At 56.4% G+C, this 23,596-nt stretch carries 19 protein-coding genes; 18 read left to right on the top strand and 1 reads right to left on the bottom strand.

The annotated features are described in order from the left end of the window. Window positions 1-3 precede the first annotated feature (3 nt). From KJB29_RS19275 to KJB29_RS05165, 18 genes are all read left to right on the top strand, one after another. Entirely contained in the window at window positions 4-864 is an 861-nt protein-coding gene (locus tag KJB29_RS19275; protein ID WP_246560398.1) for a hypothetical protein, read from the top strand. Window positions 865-869: 5 nt separating this feature from the next. After that, on the top strand, window positions 870-1,448 hold the full coding sequence (locus KJB29_RS19270; RefSeq protein ID WP_343213541.1) for an O-antigen ligase family protein: 579 nt from the start codon (window positions 870-872) through the stop codon (window positions 1,446-1,448). Then, entirely contained in the window at window positions 1,445-2,584 is a 1,140-nt protein-coding gene (locus KJB29_RS05240) for a glycosyltransferase family 2 protein (RefSeq protein ID WP_215733674.1), read from the top strand. Before KJB29_RS19270 ends, KJB29_RS05240 begins: the two co-directional genes overlap by 4 nt. 165 nt (window positions 2,585-2,749) lie before the next feature. Continuing rightward, window positions 2,750-3,112 carry a GxxExxY protein gene (locus KJB29_RS05235; RefSeq protein ID WP_246560395.1) on the top strand — a complete coding sequence of 121 codons (363 nt, stop codon included), beginning with the start codon at window positions 2,750-2,752 and terminating at the stop codon, window positions 3,110-3,112. Between the two features lie 157 nt (window positions 3,113-3,269). Further along, window positions 3,270-4,733: a phenylacetate--CoA ligase family protein gene (locus KJB29_RS05230; RefSeq protein WP_215733672.1), complete on the top strand. Its 1,464-nt coding sequence runs from the start codon at window positions 3,270-3,272 to the stop codon at window positions 4,731-4,733. A 109-nt stretch (window positions 4,734-4,842) separates the two neighbouring features. After that, entirely contained in the window at window positions 4,843-6,036 is a 1,194-nt protein-coding gene (locus KJB29_RS05225) for an aminotransferase class V-fold PLP-dependent enzyme (protein WP_215733671.1), read from the top strand. A gap of 297 nt (window positions 6,037-6,333) precedes the next feature. Continuing rightward, entirely contained in the window at window positions 6,334-6,648 is a 315-nt protein-coding gene (locus KJB29_RS05220; RefSeq protein ID WP_215733670.1) for a type II toxin-antitoxin system RelB/DinJ family antitoxin, read from the top strand. Beyond that, window positions 6,645-7,052, top strand: a complete 408-nt coding sequence (locus tag KJB29_RS05215; RefSeq protein ID WP_215733669.1) for a PIN domain-containing protein — start codon at window positions 6,645-6,647, stop codon at window positions 7,050-7,052. Before KJB29_RS05220 ends, KJB29_RS05215 begins: the two co-directional genes overlap by 4 nt. Window positions 7,053-7,314: 262 nt before the next feature. Next, window positions 7,315-8,175, top strand: a complete 861-nt coding sequence (locus tag KJB29_RS05210) for an XrtA system polysaccharide deacetylase (protein ID WP_215733668.1) — start codon at window positions 7,315-7,317, stop codon at window positions 8,173-8,175. Then, a complete protein-coding gene (locus tag KJB29_RS05205) occupies window positions 8,168-9,355 on the top strand; it encodes a glycosyltransferase (RefSeq protein WP_246560392.1) in 1,188 nt (395 codons plus the stop codon). The genes KJB29_RS05210 and KJB29_RS05205 overlap by 8 nt, the downstream gene beginning before the upstream one ends. Window positions 9,356-9,647: 292 nt before the next feature. Further along, a complete protein-coding gene (gene xrt, locus KJB29_RS05200) occupies window positions 9,648-10,505 on the top strand; it encodes an exosortase (protein WP_215733667.1) in 858 nt (285 codons plus the stop codon). Continuing rightward, window positions 10,502-11,125, top strand: coding sequence for an exosortase C-terminal domain/associated protein EpsI (locus KJB29_RS05195; RefSeq protein WP_215733666.1), 624 nt, complete (start codon window positions 10,502-10,504; stop codon window positions 11,123-11,125). The genes xrt and KJB29_RS05195 overlap by 4 nt, the downstream gene beginning before the upstream one ends. Window positions 11,126-11,145: 20 nt before the next feature. After that, window positions 11,146-12,276, top strand: coding sequence for a glycosyltransferase (locus KJB29_RS05190; protein ID WP_343213540.1), 1,131 nt, complete (start codon window positions 11,146-11,148; stop codon window positions 12,274-12,276). Window positions 12,277-12,278: 2 nt separating this feature from the next. Continuing rightward, on the top strand, window positions 12,279-13,490 hold the full coding sequence (locus tag KJB29_RS05185) for a glycosyltransferase family 4 protein (RefSeq protein WP_215733664.1): 1,212 nt from the start codon (window positions 12,279-12,281) through the stop codon (window positions 13,488-13,490). Then, a complete protein-coding gene (locus KJB29_RS05180) occupies window positions 13,490-16,336 on the top strand; it encodes a hypothetical protein (protein WP_215733663.1) in 2,847 nt (948 codons plus the stop codon). The genes KJB29_RS05185 and KJB29_RS05180 overlap by 1 nt, the downstream gene beginning before the upstream one ends. 5 nt (window positions 16,337-16,341) lie before the next feature. After that, window positions 16,342-18,504: a CARDB domain-containing protein gene (locus KJB29_RS05175; RefSeq protein ID WP_215733662.1), complete on the top strand. Its 2,163-nt coding sequence runs from the start codon at window positions 16,342-16,344 to the stop codon at window positions 18,502-18,504. A 3-nt stretch (window positions 18,505-18,507) separates the two neighbouring features. After that, complete coding sequence (locus KJB29_RS05170) at window positions 18,508-19,209, top strand: Ig-like domain-containing protein (protein ID WP_215733661.1); 702 nt, start codon at window positions 18,508-18,510, stop codon at window positions 19,207-19,209. Next, window positions 19,206-21,320: a glycoside hydrolase domain-containing protein gene (locus KJB29_RS05165; protein ID WP_215733660.1), complete on the top strand. Its 2,115-nt coding sequence runs from the start codon at window positions 19,206-19,208 to the stop codon at window positions 21,318-21,320. Before KJB29_RS05170 ends, KJB29_RS05165 begins: the two co-directional genes overlap by 4 nt. Here KJB29_RS05165 and KJB29_RS05160 read toward each other — a convergent pair. Next, window positions 21,292-23,451, bottom strand: coding sequence for a hypothetical protein (locus KJB29_RS05160; RefSeq protein WP_246560389.1), 2,160 nt, complete (start codon window positions 23,449-23,451; stop codon window positions 21,292-21,294). The genes KJB29_RS05165 and KJB29_RS05160 overlap by 29 nt on opposite strands. Window positions 23,452-23,596: the final 145 nt, after the last annotated feature.

Genomic DNA, 23,596 nt, shown 5'->3' with positions numbered 1-23,596 from the left:
TATATGCTTGGTTTAGGTCTTAGCAATGTAATCCCATATGTCGTCTATGGACTCGCTGGTCCTACCATTATTGCTTCGGCTATACAGAGAAGTGCATTAGGATTGCTTTTTGTTGTGCCTCTCCTGCCTCTTTATGTCATCCTTGACAAGGTTCTCAAGTCTGAGTTGCCTCTGGCTAATAACGTTATCGATTTTATAATTATTGCGATGTTGCTGGGAATTCTTATCCAGAAGCGTGGAGACGAAGTGCCGGAACTTGGACCCAGTCCGCTCCAGGGCCCCCTTATCATTTTCGCAGCCTATTCATTCATTAGTCTTATTCTTGGTTCTTCAAACTTCGATGGTTTTACGGGTGAGATAAATATAGCTAGGTATGCTCATTGGAAAAACTACATGATCATGCCGCTGCTGTATTTGATTACCTATTACGCTCTGCGCGAGAAAGCTTGGCAGAAGAGGTTATTCATATTTCTATTTGTTGCTTTTCTTGTGGCTGATATGCGCTTTCACAGTACGTTTAAATGGTTTAAACACACCCATTTCCAAGGAGAGAAAAGTCGAATTAGCGGGCTTGCCAATCTTGGCCCAAATGAGATGGGTGCTTTCCATGCTATCCACATGCTCTTTGTTCTCGGCGTTTTTTTCATTGATAAGAACGTGAAAAGGCGTATTGCCTATGTTTTTTTCATGATCGGAAGCACTTATTGTGCGCTCTATTCCTATTCTAGGGGAGCTTATGTCGCAATTCTCCTGACCTCTATCTTTATTGCGTTCATCAAGGAACGTAGACTGAGGTATCCTGATGACGATGGACACTCCCGCTTGGTAAACTACCGAGAGGGAGGTAAACATGACTGCTCATAGTCATTGTGGCATTTCTCATTTCCTGGAAGGCAATCCTTCCTATTTCAGTCGTAGAACGTATTGAGAATACCATTGTAGAGGATGGAGCACGGAGCGATGTTGTCGAGCTTGGGGGTATGCAACTTGAAACAGCCAAGAGAACTGAAATCTGGGATGCCGCATTGGGCCATTTTTTCCAGAATCCGATCACAGGAATGGGATACAATACATACCAGTACCTGACTGGCTGGGACACCCACAATGTATATATAAAGTTTATGGCTGAGCAAGGAGTCGTCGGTCTGTTGCTTTTTCTATGGTTTTATGTGCTGGCCCTTCGCAGTGGTTGGAAACTGTACAAAAATTCCGAAGAAGAGATCATAAAGGCGCTTGGTTTTGGCTTTACCTGTGCTGTCATCGCTTCGATCGTAGCAAATTTCTTTGGCGACCGGTGGACATACCTTCAACTCGGCGGCATCTACTGGGTGCTCTGGGCACTAGTCGACCAGTACAACGCCCGCATTGCGGCTGCTTCGTCAGTGTCTCACCCGGTTTCAACGGAATCTGAAGAGGGACACACTTCAACTTCCAGGATTGCGGTATGAGTGAATTGGTATTCTGGTTACTGGTTGTCACGATTTTCTACACCTATTTCGGCTACGCGCTGCTGATCCCTCTCATCGGCCTGTTTGTGAAGCGGCTTCTGGACCGGCGCGACATTACCCCGCGGGTAACCTTCCTTATCACCGCCTACAACGAAGAGAAGAACATCCGCAAGAAACTGACAGAAGTGCTGGCCCTCGATTATCCCCGGGAGCAGTTGGAGGTGATGGTGGCGTCGGATGGCTCGACCGACCGCACCGACGAGATCGTGCGCGAGTTCCGCGACCAGGGGGTGGTCCTGAAGCGGGTCGAGGGTAGGGTAGGGAAGACGGCTACCCAGAACGAGGCGGTGAAGGCTGCCACTGGCGATGTCATCATCTTCTCCGATGCCACGACGGTCTACGAGAAAGACGCCATTCGCAAGCTGGTCCGCAACTACAACGACCCGGAAGTGGGGGCCGTGAGCGGCCGCTACGAATACGTGAACCCCACGGGCGCGCCGGTGGGGACCGGCTCGATCCTCTTCTGGAAGTACGAGAACTTCATCAAGAGCATGCAGACCCGGATCAGGACCATCTCGGGGTGCTGCGGCTGCATTTACTCGGTGCGCAAGACGGCCTACGTGCCGCTTCCCGGCGACATCATCAGCGATCTGGTGGAACCCCTCATGGTGATCCAGCGCGGGTATCGGGTGGTTTTCGAGCAGGAGGCGGTGGCCTACGAGGAAACCACCGAAAAGTCCCACGAGGAGTTCCGGATGCGGATTCGGGTCATCACCCGGGCCATGCGGGGAATCCTCTTTGCCCGAGGGCTTCTCAATCCCTTCCGCTTCCCCTTTGTTTCCTTTCAGCTCATCTCCCATAAGGTGCTCCGCTGGCTGATCCCGTTCTTTCTGATCGGGCTGCTGGTCGCCAATGCGTTTCTGCTTGACCGGCAGTTCTACGTCATCACCTTCGCGCTCCAGGGGGCGTTCTATTTTCTGGCGTTGGTTGGTCTTTTGGCCGATCGGACTGGGAAGAAGTTCAAGCCCGCCGCGGTGCCGCTCTATTTCTGCATCGTGAATACGGCGTCGCTGATTGCGTTCTTCAAGACCCTTGCGGGGCAGAAGATGGTTACGTGGGAGACGGTGCGCAAGTAACGTGAAAGCACGAAAAAGGCAAAAAAGAACTAATCACGAAAGCACGAAAGGTTGAAAGCACGAAAAGAGGCATAAAACAAAAACCTAAGATTTAAGGGTTTTATTTCGTGTTTTCCAACTTTCGTGCTTTCGTGACAAAGTTTTTTTGGATTTGGAAGGATGATAATGGAATTCGAGGATCTCAGCAGGGAGATTATCGGGGCGGGGATTGAGGTGCACAAAACCCTTGGCCCTGGGTTTCTGGAAAGCGTGTATGAAGAGGCTTTCAAGCTGGAACTGGGAAGGAGGGAAATCCCTTCCGAAGCTCAGAAACAGATTCTCATCGAATACCTCGGTAATGTTGTCGGTACGCACCGGCTTGACCTTCTGGTCGATTCCCAGGTTGTGGTTGAACTCAAGGCTGTTAAGGATCTGAACGATGCCCATTTTGCACAGTTGAGATCGTATCTCAAGGCTACGGGACTTAAATTAGGTCTGCTGATGAACTTTTCAAAGTCCACTCTCGAAGTAAAGCGGGTGGTCTTGTAAACGCAAAAACTTCTCACGAAAGCACGAAAGGTTGAAAGCACGAAAATAGGCACAAAGCTCACTGAACTTCTTAGCTTTTGGGGGTTAAATTTCGTGTTTTCTAACTTTCGTGCTTTCGTGGTCAAAAGCCTTTAAGAGTTTCTATGGGAGCAAAAACATGCAGGTATACCCGTTGATCATGAACAGGCTCGTCATGCCGGCCGCGTCGCGGTTCACCGATCTCAAAATATGGGACGAGTACAAGGCGATGATGAAATCGGAGCGGCTGGGTCTTGAGCAACTACGCCAGATGCAGCTGACCAAGCTTCAAGCCATTGTCCGCCATGCCTACGAGAATGTCCCCTTTTACCGGCAGCGGTTCGAGTCGATCGGGCTGCATCCCGAAGATATCAAATCCCTCGGGGACATCGAGCGGATTCCGCCGACCACGAAGGACGACATCATGGCCAACTTTCCCGAGGGGATCACTGCCGAGGGGATGGACCGCAACCGTTGGAAGTACGTTGCCAGTTCAGGCACGACGCGCAAGATTATGGGGATCCACGATTTCCGCAAATCCACCCTCAACTGGGCTGCGGGGATCAGAGCCCACCGGCTTGCCGGCAATCATAGGATGGGGATGAAGTGGATGGAGATTCCTCCCCACATGTGCACCACCATCTGCGGGATCAATGACGGGCCCAAGGGGGAGAAACTCTCTACGAAGAAGCTGGTTTCGCTGGTTAAGGGGGGGGATTTCGGTGGTGCGGGGAGGCATGTGTACGAGGGGCTCTACAGCATGCGGCATGACCTGTACAAGCGGGTGACGCTTCCTTCCTTCGGTCCGGAGGGGACCAATATCCCGCAAAGCGACATCGTTTCCTATCTGGATTCTATCCGGAGCTATCAGCCACACCTGCTGGAGGGGCTTCCTCTCTATTTGTACACCTTTGCCAAGTACATTCTTGACAAGGGGATTCCCGCTCCCCGCGTCGGTGTCATCAAGCCGTTCGGCGGATCGTTGACCCCCTACATGAAACAGACCATCGCCACGGCATTCGGGTGCGAGGTGTACGACACCTACGGTTGCAGCGAGTTGGGATTCATGGCCGCTGATTGTCCCAAGCACGAAGGGGTTCATCTCTTCATGGATCTCTACCATGTGGAGGTCCGTCACGGTGACCGGGCCGCGACGCCGGGGGAACTGGGCAAGTTCTACGTGACCGATCTGGAAAACAGGGCCATGCCCTGGATCAGGTACGAGATCGGGGACGTGGGGCGGTACTTCGAGGATGACCACGGCTGCGGCAGGAGAGGGATCCGCCTTGAGGTGGAGGGGAGGGTGCAGGACACCCTGGTCAACTCCCAGGGGACGTTTTTTACCAGTGACGAGGTGTTCGACTTTTTCCATGCCCGGAAAGAGATCGACAACTTCCAGTTGACGGAGAAATCGTCCGGCCGGTACGAGCTGCTGTGTGTTCCGGTCGAAGGTGAGGAGATTGACCGGGAGGGGATTGCCAGGGATTTCCGGGAATTCTTCGACCTGGAGGCGAATGTCAAGGCCTACGCGGTAAAGACCATCAAGGCCGAGGATGGCGGGAAGTTCAGATTCATCAAGGCAAAAGGGCACGACAGGCTGTAAGTTAACCTCACCCGGCCTTCGGCCACCCTCTCCCCTGGGGAGAGGGTTTGAGTTTCCCCTCGCCCTAGGGAGAGGGGCGGGGGTGAGGGGAAAGAGGAGGAGATTTTTGATGGACATCCAGAAAATCAGGGGAGATTTCCCCATCTTTGAGAGGCGCATCAATGGGAAGCCGATTGTCTATTTCGACAGCGCCGCAACCACCCAGAAGCCTCGCCAGGTGATCGATACGCTTTCCAATTACTACGCGAACCACTGCGCCAACATCCATCGCGGGGTCCATACCCTGTCCCAGGAATCGTCGGAACTCTATGAGGAGGCACGCCGGACCGTTGCCCGTTTTATCAATGCCGACGAGCGGGAAATTGTCTTTGTCAGGAACACGACCGAGGCGATAAACCTGGTGAGCACCTGCCTTAAGGGGGAGGGGCAGATCCTGTCCACCGTTACTGAGCATCACTCGAACCTCCTCCCGTGGGGACGTTCCAGGGAGGTGGACTATGTGGACATCGACGCCCATGGGCGGATAGATGTGGAGGACCTGAAGGAAAAGTTACAGAAACCAACGCTCCTGGTCGCGGTGACCCATGTTTCCAACGTGCTCGGACTGATCAACCCTGTGGAGGCGGTGATTGCCGAGGCGCGGAAAAACGGGGCGTTTGTGCTGGTGGACGCGGCCCAGTCGGCGCCGCACATGGAGATCGACGTCAAGGCGATGGGGTGCGATTTCCTGGTTTTCAGCGGGCACAAGATGCTTGCGCCCTCGGGTATCGGCGTCCTCTACGTGCGGGAAGAACTCTACGAGCGGATGGAGCCCTATCTCATGGGGGGAAGCACCATCAAGGAGGCCCATCTGGGAAGTTATGTTCCCGAGGAACCCCCCACCTGCTATGAGGCCGGCACGCCAAACATCGAGGGGGCTATTGCCCTGGCCGCCGCCATCGATTACCTGAATGACATCGGCATGGACAATGTGCTGGCCCACGACAAGGCCCTGATGGCACTGGCCCTTGAGAGGATGAAGGCCATCGACAATGTGGAGCTATACGGTAGTCTCGATCCGACGGACCGGCTCTCCGTCATCACCTTCAATGTCAAGGGAATGGGGTGCCACGGCGTGGCAAAAGTGCTGAATCTGAGGGAGAACATCATGATCCGCTCGGGCTTCCACTGTGCCCAGCCTCTCCATGACCGGCTCGGCATCGGACCGACGGCGCGGATGTCCTTCTATATCTACAATACGGCTGAAGAGATCGAGCTTGCGGCGGAGCTTCTCGGGAAGATTGCGGAGTTTATTGAAATCTGAAAGGACATTCTCACGAAAGCACGAAAGGTTGAAAGCACGAAAAAAGGCATAAAACTTAGCTGATTAGTCAAGCCCTTCTCCCCTAAGGAGAAGGTGGCCGAAGGCCGGATGAGGGGGCGCAGGAGAATGAAGGGATAACCACTTACCCCTCACCCTGGCCCTCTCCCTCTCCCTCTAGAGGTTTAGGGTATATTTTCGTGCTTTCTCAATTTCGTGCTTTCGTGGTCAGATTCGATTCGTTGTAGTTGTCATGCATTTGCATTACAATTTATGGCAAATGAAAGAGGAGGTGTGAGCATGCCGAAAAACTCCACCATTTGTCTACGTATCGACAGCCAGCTCAAGCAGGAGTCCGAGGCTGTGTTGCGCCGGCTGGGGCTTTCCACATCCGAGGCCATAAAGATTTTTCTGAGTGCGGTTCGCAATCGGAAAGGGCTTCCGTTTCCCGTGCAACTGGAGGATGAACAAGCCTCCGTATCGCCCGCTGTCCCAGGGCGACGACAGGCTGTCGTATCTTTACGGGGACAGTATCGCGAGATGCCCCTGAGCGAGGAGTTTTCCCGCCGTAAGCAGGAGGAGATCGACCATGAAGAGAGCAGATTGCGCTTATGAACTACGTGATGGATGCATGCGCTCTTATTGCATATTTGCGGGATGAGGAAGGAGCTGAGGTAATCGATCAGGTCCTACGGTCTCAGGATTCGACGGTCATGATGCATGCGGTGAATGTCTGTGAAGTGTACTACGACTGCCTCCGTGCGAAGGGTCAGGTTCATGCGGATGAACTACTGGATTCGTTGATTGCCGGTGATGTGATCATCCGTGAAGATATGGATGTCAATTTCTGGAAATATGCTGGAAGGATCAAGGCAGGGGGACGTATCTCGTTGGCGGATACATTTGCGGTTTCTCTTGCTGCTCGGGAGGAGGCTATCCTGCTGACATCGGATCACCATGAATTCGACCCCCTCATCTCACAAGGGAGCTTGGCGATAACTGTTCAGTTTATCCGCTGAAACAAAAATACTCTCACGGAAACACGAAAGGTTGAAGCACGAAAAACGGCATGAAACACAAAAAGACTAAAGGTCTTGGGGTTTTATTTTCGTGTTTTCTCAATTTCGTGATTTCGTGGTGAAAGTCTTTGAATTTAAAAACATTCTCACGAAAGCACGAAAGGTTGAAAGCACGAAAAAAGGCAAAAACACAAAAAATTAAAGGACTTGGGTTTATTTTCGTGCTTTCCCAATTTCGTGTTTTCGTGGTCAAAGAATTTGAATGCTAAACGCTCTTAGTTTCGACATAGAAGACTGGTTCCAGGTGGAGAACCTGAAGGGGGCCATTGCCGCCGAGAGTTGGGATACGTGTGACCTTCGGGTGGTGAACAATACCCGCAAAATATTGGATCTGTTGCGGCGCCATCAGACCCGGGCAACATTCTTTATTCTCGGATGGGTGGCGGAGCGGTGCCCCGATCTCGTGAGGGAGATTGCCGCTGCGGGGCACGAGATCGCCAGCCACGGCTATGGGCATGAACTGGTCTACGCCCAGACCCCTGAGGAGTTCCGCCGGGATCTTCGGCGCTCGAAGGAGATTCTTGAGGGGCTCACGGGAACGGTGGTCCGGGGGTATCGGGCGCCTTCGTTTTCCATTAATCCGGAGACGCCCTGGGCACTCGACGTGCTGGTTGACGAGGGGTTCACCTACGACTCCAGCGTGTTCCCCACCTCGTTCCATGACCGGTACGGCTTCAGCGGCTCTTCGCTCTCTCCGTTCCGCTTCAACAACGGGCTGGTGGAGGTGCCCCTGTCTACGATAAGGTTCGGCGGCAAGAACATTCCCGCCGCTGGCGGGGGGTATTTCCGCCTCTTCCCCTATCCGTTCTTCCGCTATCTGGCGCAACGGATCAATGACGAGGGGAGGGCGCTGGTGTTCTATCTTCATCCCTGGGAGCTTGACCCTGAACAGCCGCGAGTCCCGATCCGGCACGATTACCGGTTCAGGCACTACGTGAACCTGTGCAAGACAGGCAGACGCCTGGACCGCCTTCTGGGTGACTTCAGGTTCGGGGCGATGGGGGAGCTTGTGACAAGGGTTGGCAGCAAGGTTGCGGAGGCGCAGCAGAAACTCCATGGGTGATGCATCCGGTCAGCAGAAATCTTGTGATCGTCCGATTACGGTCATGTACATCATCGACACCTTCCTGTCCCCGTGCGGTTCGCCGATGCAGGGGGGGGCGGAGAAACAGCTCGGCATCCTGGCGTCGTCCCTCGACCCGTCCCGTTTCAGACCCCTGGTTGTTCAGCTTGCGCCACGGGGGGCGGTTCCTCTTATGAGCGGGAAACTTGGTTCAGCGCAGGTGTTCCATTTTCCGACGGGCAAGTTCTACTCGCCCTCAGGAGTTGGGCAGGTGCTCCGTATTGCCCGCCTGGCGCGGGAAGAACGGGTCGATATTATCCAGACCTTCTTCGAGAAGGCTGAGGTGATGGGATGGCTGGCACGACTGCTTGCCGGTGTGCCAGTATGGATGACATCGAGGCGGGACTTGGGGTTCAAGCGCAAGCCGGTGTATGACCGGATTTTTCGGATATCTTCCCAATCCTGCGATGGTCTTGTGGCCGTCTGCCAGGCAGTGAAAGATGAAACCGTCACCAGGGAGGGATTTCCCGCCGGGAAGATCGAGGTCATCTACAATGCCCTGGAGGAAGGAACTTTGGAAGGTGCCACGTCTCCACTGCCGTCCCGGCCTGATCTAGGTCTGCCGGCTGTTGGTCCCTTGGTGGGGATGGTGGCAAATATGAATTTCGAGATCAAGGGACACCGTTACTTCATCGAGGCGGCGGATCGAGTTGCGAGGAAACAAAGCGCTGTTCACTTCATCCTGGTGGGAGACGGCGCGCTTCGGGCCGACTGTGAACGGCAGGCACGGGATCTCGGTCTCTCGGAGCGGATCCATTTTCTGGGAAAGCGGGGCGATGTACCGGCGATCCTGGCGCACTTAGATGTTTCGGTGCTCTGTTCCACGAGCGAAGGGCTTTCCAATGTCATCATGGAGTCCATGGCTGCCGGCAAGCCAGTCGTGGCGACACGGGTGGGGGGGAACCCTGAACTGGTCCAGGACGGTGTGACCGGGCTCGTGGTGCCTCCTGCCGATTCGGCCTCCCTTGCGGAGGCTGTCGGGGCGCTGCTGGATGACCCGACTCGCGCCCAGGCCATGGGTATAGCAGCCCGGCGCGTGGCGGAGGAACGATTCTCGGTGCGGGCCATGGTTGAAGCGCACGAGGAACTATATTGTAAATTGAGCTCGGGAAGGATTTGAATCAAAAGCCTTCTCACGAAAGCACGAAAGCACGAAAGGTTGAAAGCACGAAAAAAGGCATAAAACAAGTAAAAGTCTAAAGATTTGAGGGTTTTCTTTCGTGCTTTCCTAATTTCGTGTTTTCGTGGTGAAAGTCTTTGGATTTAAAAACCTTCTCACGAAAGCACGAAAGGTTGAAAGCACGAAAAAAGGCATAAAGCAAGTAAAAGTCTAAAGATTTGAGGGTTTTCTTTCGTGCTTTCCCAATTTCGTGATTTCGTGGTGAAAGCTTTTGGGTATGAGAGGTAATTCAATGGAAATCGCTGTAAAAAATAGTTTATTGCCCGACAGAAAAGGAATGGTCCTGGGGCTTGTGTGCCTGGGGCTTTTCATCTATGCCTACCACGATACGTTCCTGTGGCTCGTGGAGCGTTATGATAATCCCGATTCCCACTATTCCCACGGCTACCTGATCCCCTTCATCTGCGGTTATCTGGTCTGGATGAAGCGGAAGGAACTGGCAGAACTGCCCCAGTCGAGTTCACGACTTGGTTTGGGTTTGATCATTGCTGCGCTGCTGACCCACGTGGCAAGCGTCTGGACCCATACCTTCTTCACCTCCGGTTTCTCGATCATGGCCCTGGCCATCGGCCTCTGCCTCTATCTCTACGGCCCAGTGATAACCAGGCGGCTTGCTTTTCCCCTGGGGTTCCTCGCCTTCATGTTTCCGCTGCCGATGCGGGTGATCTCCGCGGTTTCCTTTCCCCTGAAGATGATGGTTGCCAACATGGGCACGGCAATCATGGAGCGCTCCGGAATGCCCATTGTCCGTGAAGGGGCGGTGATTCACCTGACCAACGCGACTCTCTCGGTGGGAGACCCCTGCAGCGGCATCCGTTCCCTCATTGCGCTCATGGCCATGGGGGCACTGTTTGCCTACCTCCTACGAGGCAGTTTTGCGAGGAAGTTTCTTATCTTTATCCTTGCTGTTCCGGTGGCTATTGCCACCAACGTGCTGAGGGTCTGCACCCTGATCTTCGTGGCCGACAAGCTGGGGGGAGAATGGGCGTCGCCGGAGCACTGGTTTCACACCACATCGGGGCTGGCGGTTTTCTTTATCAGTATGGCCGTGCTGTTCGGCGTCATGCGAGTGCTGGAGCGTCCTGAATGAGAGCGATCATAATATTGTTACTGCTTCTAGCCACGTCGGGATTTGTTTTCCTCGACAACCACCTGGCCAACAAGCCGGTTACGGTCAAGCTCGAAGATTTCCCTTTCACCTTGGGAGAATGGCGGGGAACCCCCTACACCGTTGAGGACCGGGTGAAGGACATCCTGGAGACCGAGTACATCCTGAGCCGCGATTATTCGAGCCCCCAGGGTGAGCATGTGTATCTCTCTCTGGTCTACTATCCCGACAACAAGATCGGGTTCCACAACCCCGAGTCGTGCAATACCGGCGTCGGCATGAAGGTTCTTGATGAGCGGATTGTCCCGATTACGGTGACGCTCGCGGGTGGCAAGCAAGAGCAGATTGACCTCAACAGGCTGGTGCTGGGACATTCCGAGCCGGTACGGGTCATCTACTATTTCTATCTCTCCGGCGACCGGATGACCGGTAAGTATTCGACTTTCAGGTGGGAGATGCTCCAACAGCAGATGCAGTTCAAGCGTCCGAGCGGCGCCCAGGTGCAGCTGCATGTCCCGGTGCGGGGGAGTGTGGATGCGACGCGGGATGTGGTGACGCGCTACATGAACTCCCTGGCTCCGGCTCTCACCTCCTTTTTCTGAACCTACCTAGCCTGGTGACCGTGGAGCCTCTCCATATTCTGCACGTCATAAGTACGTCGGGCCTTTTCGGCGCCGAAAGGGTGCTGCTTGAACTGGCGTCCCAGTCTCGCCGTCTCGGCATGAATGTGACCGTGGCCGCTTTGAAAAACAGCCGAAATCCGAATACGGAACTGGCGGATGCGGCCCGTGGGGCCGGGATGCCAACCCTTGTTGTCCCGTGCGGCGGACGGCTCGACGCGGGCGTCATTGACATCCTGACGGAGGAGATCCGGAAGGACGGGATGCAGATCATCCATTCCCACAACTACAAGAGCAATTACTACGCCCGGCAGGCTGCAGCGCAGTCAGGCGCCCGCTGGATTGTCACCAATCACGGCCGTCGGGCCGGTTTCAAGCTGTTTCTCTATGCCCTTCTCGATGCCATGCTGGTGAGGAGGGCAGATCGAGTGGTTGCCGTATCTCCGAAAATTGCCGATCAGCTTGCGGCATTGGGAATCGGTAGGGGGGGGTTGACGGTCGTAGACAATGGGGTCGATTTCGGCCGCTTCGAAAACCTGCCGGCCAAGGCTGATGCCGGAAGTGTGCTGGGGGTAGCCGGTGATGCCTATGTGATCGGTACGGTTGGGGCGCTCACGGAGGAAAAGGGGCACCGCCATCTGCTGCAGGCGCTGAAAAGCGTCCGCAATACGATACCTAATGCCGTCTGTGTCCTGGTGGGAGACGGTCCTGAGAGAACCCGCCTTGAGCAGATGGCCCGGCAGCAGGGGACTGCGGAAGCGGTTGTCTTTGCCGGGAAGCGTGATGACGTTCCGCTGATATTGCCCCGCTTTGATCTCTTTGTCCTTCCCTCTCTCAGTGAAGGGCTTCCCATGGCCCTTCTGGAGGCACAGGCGGCAAGAGTCCCGGCCATCGCCACCAATGTGGGAGCAATTCCTACGGTTATTCAGGATGGCGCCACCGGCCTGGTTGTCCCCCCTGGCGACGCGCAGGCCCTTGCCGAAGCCATCATCCGCAGCCACGGTGAGGCGGACAAGACCCTCAGCAGGGCGCTGAAAGGATATGAACGAGTGAAAGAGCATTATTCTGCCGAAACCATGGCGCAGCGGTACATTGAACTCTACCGGGAGATGGTCCGGACAGGAGGCCGTTAAGGATGAACGTCCTGTTTCTCTCCACCAAGAGCCCGTATCCCCTCATCAACGGTCACAGTTTGCGCACCTACCATACTCTGCGGGATGCGGCGAGGCGCCATGACGTGACCCTGGTGACGTTCATCCAGCAACCGGAACATGAGCTGAAGCCGGAACACATCGAGCACCTGAGGAGTTTCTGCAAGGAAGTGCATACGTTTCCGATTCCGGTCGATCAGTCACGTGCCAAACTGGCAATTTCCCTCGGCTGCAACCTCCTGTCAGACCTCCCTTTTGTGGCGTCCAAATACGACTCCCCGGCGATGCGGGCCAAGATCAGGGAGATCATTGCCAACAACAAGATTGACCTTGTCCATGTGGACTTGCTTCCCCTGTCGGTTTACCTGAATGAGTTCTCCCATCTCCCCAAAATCCTGGTCAATCACAATGTGGAATCGGTCAGGCTCCAGCGCTGGGCTGAATCGGACCCGAGTCCGCTGAAGCGGGCTTTCTTGAAACTCCAGTGGCAGAGGCTCTGCCGGTTCGAGAAGGAGATGGTGAACCGCTTCGACCGGTGCATCGCCGTTTCAGAGCTGGACCGTGATGTTCTCTTGGGCATGGGGATAACTATTCCGATCTCCGTGGTGCCCAACGGGACGAATACCGAGTTCTTCAAGCCCATGGGACGGCCACCTGTGGAAAACTCCGTGCTCTGGCTGGGGCACATGGATGTCCACACCAACCGTGACGCAGTCCTCTATTTCTGGCGCGAGATTTGTCCCCTGATCCGGCAGCGGAAGCCCGACGCCGAATTCATCTTTGTGGGGACGGCCCCCCCGAGGGAGATTGCCGATGCTGCTGCCGGCGATTTGCGGGTGAAGGTGACCGGCTTCGTCGATGACATCCGCACGCATGTTGACGAGGCGCGGGTGGTGGTGGTGCCGATCCGGATCGGCAGCGGCACGCGGCTCAAGATCCTGGATGCCATGGGGATGGGTAAGGCCATTGTTTCAACGTCGGTGGGATGCGAAGGGCTTGCGGTGGAGCATGGCAGGAATATACTTGTTGCCGACACCCCCGATGCGTTTGCGGACGGGGTCATGTCCGTTCTCGTGGACAGGGATTTGCGTGAAGCGCTTGAGCGGAATGCGCGGGAATGCGCCCTTACCTACGATTGGGGCATGCTGTGCGAGGAGCAGGAGCGGACCTACCAGGCCGCCGTAGGAGGTGCATGATGAAAATCGTGCCTAAGTCCATTGCCGCGAGATCGTTCCTCACGCTACTGCTGACGGTGTCGCTCACCGTTGTTCTGTTTGCGTGCCGCGAAACCGCATCCTCGGAGTCAGAGGGGGTGCCCCGCGCCTGGGCGGATGAGGAGGCGAAAAAGGTTGTCACCGCCATCCGGAAAGGACATCCCCGCATTTATTTGACGCCGGAGAGGATTCCGGCACTGAAGTCGGAGGCGCTGACATCCAAGGCAGGTCCTTGGAAGTTGATGCACCAAAGAATGGGAGGCAAGCAGGCGGCGCTCTTCTACGCCATGGGGATCGGGCCCGAGCACGGGGCGAAGATGTCCCGAAACGACTACGGCAGGATGGCTGCCAAGGCTCTGATGGACGCCATAAACGGTGGAGGCAAGGCAGCGCCCGATGATCTTGCGGTTCTGTACGACTGGGCCCATGGGGCGCTTACTCAGCAGGAAAAGCGGGCGTTTGTGGATTTCTGCAAGAAGAGGATCGGAAAGGAAATCAGAGTCCATAATGAAAAGACCCACGGCTATCGGGCGTCTCCGCGACCCGAGGGGATCGTGGCTGCCCTGTCGTTCTATGGTGACGGTATAGATGACGCCTATGCGGAAAAACTCCTCGTAACGGCCATTCGAGAGACATTACGGGACAACCTGGCCATGGAGCAAGTTGCCGGCGAGGATGGCGGCTTTGCCGATGGAACCTACTATATTTTCCAGTTGGGTGGGACATTCTATCCGTTTCTCGCCCTGTCGACGGCAACAAGGTCGTCATTCTTTCTAGATCAGGAAGTCTTTACGCGGCTTCCCAACCATCTTATCCAGGCCTTGCTCCCCTTTTCCATCGAGCGGGCCAAGACCGGCAAGACCTCCCGTTACTTTGCCACCTTCCATGACAACTGGACTTCCACCACCACGGACTATGGTTCTGTTGGGAAAGGAATGGCGACAAATATGGCAATCACCGCTGCGGAATTCCGCCGCAAGGGTGATGAAAAGACGGCAAGCCTCTATATGTGGCTGGTTAAGGAGGCCTTTGGAGGAATTCCCTATCAGGCTGAAAACCCCGTCTCGTTTGTGCTTCTCGATGAAACGATTCCCCCGCTTGATCCCAAGGAAGTTGGATTGCCCCTGGCAGAAGCTCTTGGGTGGGATGAGCAGGCAGGAGAGATTGACCGGGACCGCTTCGGCAAGAAAGCCGGCATCGGGTGGGTGGCCATGCGGAGCGCCTGGAACGACCCCAACGCTACCTATGCCCTCTTCAAGGCCGAGCCCTTTTACTATCACGGCCACATGCACCACGACAGCCTGGCGTTCATGATCGCCAAGGGAGAGGAACTGGCGTTGGCACGTTCGGGGAATTACATGTGCTGGTATGAGGGGGGACCCCTGCGGGACAAGAATCCGGGGTGGCCTCAGGCGGCCAATTTTTTCACCCGCACCATTTCGACCAACAACCTTCTGATCTATGATCCGAATGAAGATTTCGGCGGCTGGGCCAACGACGGCGGCCAGCGCATTACCCCCTATTGGGATGACAAGTGGGGACGGACCTACAACGGGACTGCCAACGGCAATTACCGCGATATCGGCGGGCTGGTCCGGTTCGAGCGGAGTGACCGCTATGTCTACACAGCCGCCGATGCCACCCGTGCCTACAACTCCACTGCAGTGACCACGGGAAAGAACAGGGCGAAGGTTTCCTTGGTGCAGCGCGAATTCGTCTATCTCCGTTCACCGGGAGGGGATGACGATTATTTCGTGGTGTTCGACCGGGTCGATGCGGTAAAGCCCGATTTCAAGAAGCTGTGGCTCCTTCAGCTCAGGGCGCGCCCCGAGTTTGACGGCTCTGCGAGGGTGGTCGTGGGTACCGACGCCGGCGGGATTCACCTCTCGGAAAACACGACTACGGTTTCGGTCCGCCAGGAGCGGTCACAACTGACAAGCACGACACTGCTGCCGAAAAAAGATAACCGAGTGGTTAAAAGATTGGGCGGTTCCATGACCACGACCCTCAGAAAGCCGCTCAGATCAACGGATAACGGGCCCATTGACATCGAGGTTGCGTCGACTACGGGATTGCCGGAGCATCCGACGGTTATCATTACCAATCAACCGCCTGACCCAAACCGTGAGGTGTTCGACCGCTACTCGGTCTGGCCTCAGGCGGCCCACGCCTCTGGCCACTCGTTCAGCGACCGGGTTGCATACTTCTGTGACGGAAGGACCAGACCGGGGCAGAGCCCGGCAAAGCTCCTGAATTGCGTCAGGGCGATCAAGTCGGCCCCCGGTGCTGATATCCCCACCGGCGCGCGGGTCATCCAGGAGTTCAGGCATATGGGGGTTGAAGGCGTTGACCGGGATAACGATGCCGGGCGCATTGATTATCCATGGGGTTACGGCTTTGGCTACAGCTACGGCGACGGCAACCAGTACGGCCTCTGGAGGGTCGAGGTAAGCCCGAAAAAACACGCCAAATTAGATAATTTTCTCCATGTCCTTCACCCATCCCTTAAGGGAAGTGGGGGACATGACGCCGTGCTGATCGAGTCTCGAGACGATTCGCTTTATGGGGCGCTCATCGGTAACCGGGCTGTTCTTTTTGCCAAGGGAGCCGATTTCCTGACCAAGGGGAGCTACTCGCTTGCCGGAACTGGCAAGGTTTGGCAGCTGCTATGCAATCTGAAGCCCGGCCGGGAGTATCAGGTGCGGCAGGACGGCAAGATTGTTACCACAGCCACGGCCAGTGCCCAGGGAACCCTCACGTTCGAGGGAGCGTTGACGGGACGACCATCTCAGTTTGAATTCAGTGTCGTGGCGGTCAAGGGGAGATGAAAGTCATGCGTCGGAGTATACGGTTGACAGCCATGGTGGCTTTTTGGGTCACCATGGGTGGAGCGTCGTGTTTAGGCAAGCCGGTCCTGCCCGACCTGACCCTGGTTGGTGGTGATCGGAGTCACACAGAAATCATTACCGCGCAGCAGCATTCATTCTCCATACATACGCCATCCGACGCTCCCCTTGAAAACACATCAGTCCGTATCGAAGTTAACGGGGGGGAATCTCTTACCCCCCACCTCCGCTCCAGCGGTTCGGTTGACTGTTCAAGTCTTGCGTCAGTCGTTGCCGGCGTGGTGATCCCCGGCATGACCGCTGAAGAAAAGGCCTTGGCCCTCTGGAGGTTCGTCATGGACTCCTGCTACCACGGCAGATGGGGGACGAGCCTGGACGGGCTTGAACACCTGAATGTGTACGGCTACGGGTACTGCGGAACCTATGCGGCGGTGTTGGAGTCTCTCTGGTGGACAGCCGGGCTTACGGCACGTCATGTCAATATCGGCAACCATGCCGCGACCGAAGTGTACTACGACAATGGCTGGCATTACATTGACGCCGACACCCGAACCTATTTTCTCCTCAAGGACAATCGGACCATTGCGAGCCTCGATGAGCTCAACGATAGCGTGGAACTCTGGACGATGCTGCGGCGTGGTTCGTCGCGCAAGGCCGGCAAGAAATACTATTACATGACCATGCATCCGAACGGGCACGGTCGATCGCCGGTCTATTCCAATGAGTTCACCATGGCAAAGGGGGACGTGCTGACCCTTGATTGGCATAGTCGGGGGAAGTGGTGTCTCAACCGGGGCCAAGAGGGGGGGAAAGAACCCGCATGGGAGCCGCCTTTCTACGGGAACGGCCTGTTCACGTTTCACCGTGATTTCAAGGATCGCTCCCAAAGCCGGAGCGGGCTCGTCAGTTCCACAAATGTCGACTGGCGGGATGCTGCAGTCGGCTATATTCACCCCCAAAATGCAAAGCAGGAGGCTGTGTTGGTGTACCGGGTCAAGACCCCCTATTTCATACCGGAGACGACACTGTCCGGGTCGTTTTTCCGCAAGGGGACCGGAGATTCGGTGGAAATGGATATCTCAACGGACAACGGCAAGCGGTGGGTTCCCCTCTGGCACGCCGATGGATCGGGGACCGTCAAGGCTTCGGCAGTAACCGCCCAGACCCAGCAGGTGACCACGGACGTTCCCTGGAAATATTCCTATCTGATGCGACTGAAGATGCGCGCCGGGAAATCCCCCCGCGATGTCGGTGCCTATTACCTGGAAAGTACATCGGTGCTGGCCTACAACCCTCGGTGCCTGCCGGCGCTGCGGCCGGGCGACAACCGGATTATTTTTTCCGATGAATCAAAGACAGGGCGGACAGTCAAGGTTACCTACGCCTGGCGTGACGATTTACCTATCAAGCTTTCTACCGACACGCCCTTCGAAGGAGAAGAAGTTACGGTGAGCGTGGGGGTGACCAACCATGGAGCCGCAGAGGCCCATGGCGTGCCGGTGGCTGTTTTCCTCGGCAATCCTGCGCAGGGCGGGGTTGAGATTGGCAGGGACACGATATCGCGTATCCCTGTTGGAGGGACTGGCCTGGCCCGTGTGCATTGGAAGGCCACACGGAAAATCGCGGGCAGGGCCGTTAATCCCGGCGTGCAGGTATACGCCGTTGTGGACCCGGATAATCGGGTAGCGGAATCGGACAAGGCCAACAATGTGTTCTCGCGGAATGTCAAGGTGCTGAGTCCCCCTGACGTTCGTATCCCCTCGGAATCCTTTATCCGTTTCGAGAGGGTCAAGGACCATCCAGAGGCACTTGCTGTTGTCGCGACAGTCCGGAACTTCAGCAACTCTGCAGATTACGGCCTTTTTCTGGACGATCACGGGACAGGAGAACAGGTCGTGGTGACGATGTATGACGGCAACCCAGCCAAAGGGGGGAGGGAAATCGGTCGAGAGACGATATCGCGGCTTTTCCCCCTTGAGCACCGAAATGTCTCGGTGAAGTGGGATATTGCGCAGCTCAAGGGGGCACATACGGTGTACGTGCAGGTTCATCCTCCCGCCAATCTGACCCGGGCACTCGGAAAGCGGGAACCGTCGGTCGTAGCAGTGCCGGTTGACCTCGACGCGTATCAGAGTTGCAGGGGGATATGAACTATGGCGACGTTCTCCGCGCCGTTAGCAGTAACGACGTTTCTGGCAACCCTTGTCTTGACAAATGTGGGATATGGCTCTGACAAACCGCCGGCCATCGAATTTCTCTCGCCACGGGAGGGAGCGACGGTGAACGGGAAGATTTCCATTGAGGCACGGGTCAGTAACCCTTCCGTTGTGGATTCAGTGGAATTTTACATTCAGGAGCCGGGGGCGAAGGATCGTTACGCCTGGAGGGAATATGGCCCTCCGCCCTACGTGTGGGGAGGAAAGGGATACAAGCTCGATACACGGCTCTTCCCTGACGGTCCTGCCTCGGTGGTCCTGTACTGCTATACGGGTGGCTCGAAGCCTGCCACAGAGAAGCGGGTGCACTTTACCATCGACAATGGCAAACCGGTGGTCCGTATCATTGCTCCTGCCGACCGTACATCCGTTGATGGGGCATTTCCTGTAAAGGTGGAACTCACCGCCCCGAAGGGGAAAGGGAACCAGGGTGGCGTAGTGGCGGTTTCAGTTCTGGTGGACGGGACTTTGGTGCAAAAGATTACAAAGCCTCCCTTCGAGACGACTGTGAATACCTGCCTGATGGCCCCAGGGCTCCACTCAATACGTGTCGTTGCCGAAAATGGTGAAGGTTTGACCGGCTCTGACAGTGTGTTGATAAACCGCAAGGCCGGAACGGGGCTGCGGAGGAGCAAGTGAAGAGAAATGTGGGCGCTGGTTTCTGTGCAGTCGGTACACTCTGTGCGATTCTGGTGCTCCTCCTTTCCGGTGTCTCGGGTTGTTCCCGAACGGGAGTGCATATTGTCTCCTACCAGCTCCGTGACCGTGTAATTACCCTCCGGCAGCCACAGATGCGCTCGTCCCTGATTGTCGGATTCAAGGTCGATGCGGGAGGCATTCCCTATGACCGGCTGACAGTGCAGGGGGAGTTGCGCCGGGACGGGGTGCCACTCGGACGGGACACTATCTACCGGCTTGATGGCCCAACGGGAAGTTTCGGCTTCGACATCCCCCACCAGGCAGACCTCCTTGATCCTGAACGTCCCTATTCCATTCCAGACGGCATTTATTCAGTTCATATACGCGTGATAGAACGTGACGGCCATGTCGTGGCCGAACTCCTCCACGAGTTCCGACGCAACCAGCTTGGACGGAGGTTTGTGGCAAAGGGGTATGAGTACAAACCGTTCCGATATATTGCGGACCAACCACCGGCTGGTAGCCATTCGATCCGTTCGGTCTCGGCTCGGGTCGATACCGATGACGGGATTCTCTTTGCCCATAGCCCCCAAGAACGGGTCTTCAGTAACAGTGTGCCTGGCAAGGGTTCGGTGGATAATGGGGTGAGCATCTGCTTGGCACGGGGTGAGACCCAGGCTGTTGCGGTTTCTCTGCGGGGGAAACGGAATCTCGGTGTCGTGTCTCTTGAAGTGTCGCCCCTGCGAAGCGTCAGTGGCTCGATACTGTCTGGGGCGGTTCTCAGTGGCGCTGTCAGGGACTTGAACGAAGTGGTTCGGGAGGATGCGGAGCAGACTGTGCTGCATGTGCGCCGGGCACCTCGGCTGATCGAACAGGGCGCGGTGACGGTCGGTCATGATGAGACGCGGAGTTTCTGGATCTCGGTTGCCATTCCTGTAGGTGCGGTTTCTGGCATTTACCGTGGGGCCTTGATGGTTCGCAACCATGCAGGGACGGTTGCCGAACTGCCAATGACGGTCGAAGTCCTGCCGTTCACGCTGCCGCAACCGGACATCCGCTACGGCATGATGATGGATTACGCCTTTTACGAATTGGATAATCCCGGTTGGAGCGCTGAGGAGAAGCGAATCCTCGTTAAGCGGGGAGAAGAAATCTATCGGGATTTCCGTGCCCATGGCATGAACGTCGCCTATCCCCATTCCCACTTCTTCTATCGCACTGACGACAAGGGGAAACCCGTGCTCGAAGGCCTGAAGGCTGCCCTTGAGTCATATCACAGTCAGGGATTCTCCGGCCCCTTTGTCTGGTATCTCGGGCATTTGCTCAATACCGCCAAGCCGCAACATCCCGGGAGCATTCTGTTGTATGACGAAGTGGTGGCTGTCCGGCGTCTACGGGCTCTTCTCTCCGAGTTGGAACGATTGTGCCGCGAAAAGGGAATTGCGAAGGAACAGGTGTTGATCCAGGTGGTGGATGAGCCGGATCGACGGGACCGGGTGCGCACCAACGTCGGCGAAACGCTCCATGGAATCGTTCGCGAGATGGGTTTCAGGACCCTGATTACCCGCCCCTGGCCGAAAATGGATGTAATCTGTACCGGTGATCCAGACGATGATGCCGAGGCCGACAGACTCAGGAAAACAGCGCATGAATGGTGGATCTATCCTAACGGGGCACTGACGGGGCAGAATCTGAGCTATACCCGTTATGTCTTCGGCTTCGGCGCGTGGCGCTGGGGTGTGAACGGTGTCGTGCCATGGACCTACCAGATGAGCCAGGGAAGCAATGGCAACCCCTTTTCTGTGCTGGACGGTCCCGAGGTTATGGTGGCCTATCCGGGCGCTGCCGGTCCGATCCCTACTCCGGTCTGGGAAACGATCCGGGACGGCATTAACGACTACCGCTATATACAGACACTCCGCGAGTTCATTGCCCAGGCAAAGTCCCGGGGCGACGGGCGAGGCTCCCTGGTCGAGGGGAAACTGGAGCGCATCAGGGCAAGCCTTGGCGCCGGACCGTCGGCAGCGGAAGGGAGTTACGGCGCATGGCCACCTGGAAGCTTTGATGAGGTTCGCGGCAGGATTATTGCCCTGATCCGGGAGCTGCGCTGACGACTTCGCGCAGGACGGACCCATTTCCGTAAGGGTCGGTCAGTTCCGCGGTGAAGTGATAGGATCTGCCCGGTTTCAAGCCGGTGACGACAATGGTTGGCCTCCGCGAATAAAGAGCCGTTCGGGTTGTGGACGGCTGAGTATCGGCTGCCGTGACGGTGACGTTCATGAGGGCTACTTCCGGTGCGCTTGGATCGAAGTCCAGTTCAGTGCCGACCATGGCGGTGGCTTTGCCGTCTCTGACTGCCCACTGGATAGCGAGTCCCTTGTACGCCCGCGGCGGGGTATCGTCCACGATGGTATGGTTCAGGTCGGGGTGGAAGAGGGGATCGCCGATCAGCGACGTGGACCAGTTCACGTGACAGGTGGAACGAAGAAAGCATTCCCCAAGGTCTCTGCCACGCAGGAGGTATTTCAGCAAAATCCGGTTATCCCAGAAGGTTGTGTTGGTAATGTGGGGACCGCCGCTTCCGGCCGGTGCGCCGGCAGCGGTGACGGTGACTCCCTGGGAGATGAGTTGCCAGGCCTCGGCGTTTTTATGGTTCAACCCGTTGGAACTCTTCACGAAACGCTCGATACCCCCCGGGTAAAACCCGGATCGCCGCCAGTCTCTCGTGTCGGATTTCTCAGATGAGGCATCGCTTGCGGGACGGACCATGAAGGGGACCCCCTGGCCACGTTCCGACTCGCGGATCGGGAAACCGAGGGCGGCGAGCTCTTTTCCCCCCGATGATTTCTCCACGACCACCGATTCGAGGAGTGAAGAAAGCTTCGGCGTCAAGAAGCGTTTCAGGGTGTCGCCCCGCTCTTCGGCATCCATTTCGGGGCGCAGGTACTTCGAAGCATAGATGGCGTAATCGACCAGCCGTTTGGCCTCTTCGGGGGTCTTGCCATCCAGGCGGGAAACGGCGTAGGCGAAGAAGGCACCTTTCTTTTCCCGACGCTCCCGCTCGAAGGGAGGGAGGTTGATGAAGGTGGCGGGCGGCGCCCCGGTACGGATGAAGGAGTAAGTGTCGGGGTGCATGTAGGGGTTCCAGCGGATTCCAAAGAGGGGATGCCGCATGGCGGTGGTGATGAGGTGGTTGATCACCCCCTTGTCGGAGTCTTTTCCCCGGGAACTGTAGATGGAGATGACCGGAGGGTGCAGTTTGGGCCAGGGGTAGTAGATGGTCTGCAGCCGCTGCTCGACAGAGGCAAGGGAGCCGTGCTCGCCCCAGCTTGTGGTGACGCCGTGGTCGATGCCAGAGACGCCGTTCCCCGCATAGGGGACGCCATGCACCACGACGATGTAGAGAATGTGATCCTTGAGGCGTGTGCCGTCGGGAAGGGCATTCCGGGGGGCTTCGAGGAATTTTCGCACCGGTGTCAGGACATCTTCTTCGAGTATCTTGTCGTCGGGTATCCCATCGGGTCCCGTGGCGGAGAAGACAAAGTCGCGGATGTCCCAGTAGCGGAGCTTGAGGTCGCGAATCACCGTTCCTGCACGGTTTTTCAGGGTAAGCATCATGGTGATGGTGCCGGGAAAGAACCGGGATGCGTCGAGCCGGATGCTTCGTCCCTTACCTTCGGCCAGGGGAGGGTAGACGGCATCGTCGCCCGGTTTGGCCGGAATGCCTCTAATCTGCAAGGCCGTTGAGATGGGGGGAACGACTTTTTCCTCTCCGGTAACCTCGGACCGGCAGGAAATGCGGAGAGACTTCCAGTCGGCGTCCGGCTCAGAAATGTGGAGTTCCACCTTGCGTGAATCACGGACCAGTTCACCACGGCCCGGGACCGGGCCCTTGCCCCTGAACGCGATGCCGTTGCGGTTATCGGTGCTCTCTTCCCGGATGGCCCAGTCATTCAGATGTTTCTTGCCCGGGTGACGGCAGCTCAGGCCGAGGAGATAGGGTTTCTTGCCGGATTTCGGATCGGCGTGCATGGCCGCGTAGTACTCGGCTACTTCCCGCGAGTCCTGTTCCGCGCCGCTCCCTTCACTCCGGTTTTTCCAGTCGGCGTTGTAGATGACGAGAACCCGGTCCGGAGTTGCAGCATACGGCTCCAGTTTTTCCCCAGCCAGGGTTTCGGCTGTGATGCTGAAAACGAAGATGGTTGCTGCGAGGAGTATTCTGACGGCATAGGTACCGAGCATGGTGGAATACCTCATTGAATGGCGGAACTCGAAGAGTATACCAGATTCTGCCTGTCGGAACAGCTTACAATGTGGCTTCAGTTTTTGTGTCGAAATTCTTTACACGACCGGTGTTGTCTGGTAAAAATAGGTTCATTGTAGCGTG

This window comes from Geobacter grbiciae (assembly GCF_018531165.1).
GTDB classification, from domain to species: domain Bacteria; phylum Desulfobacterota; class Desulfuromonadia; order Geobacterales; family Geobacteraceae; genus Geobacter; species Geobacter metallireducens.
The sequence above is the reverse complement of the archived record's forward strand: the minus strand, read 5'-3'. Positions and strand labels throughout refer to the sequence as shown.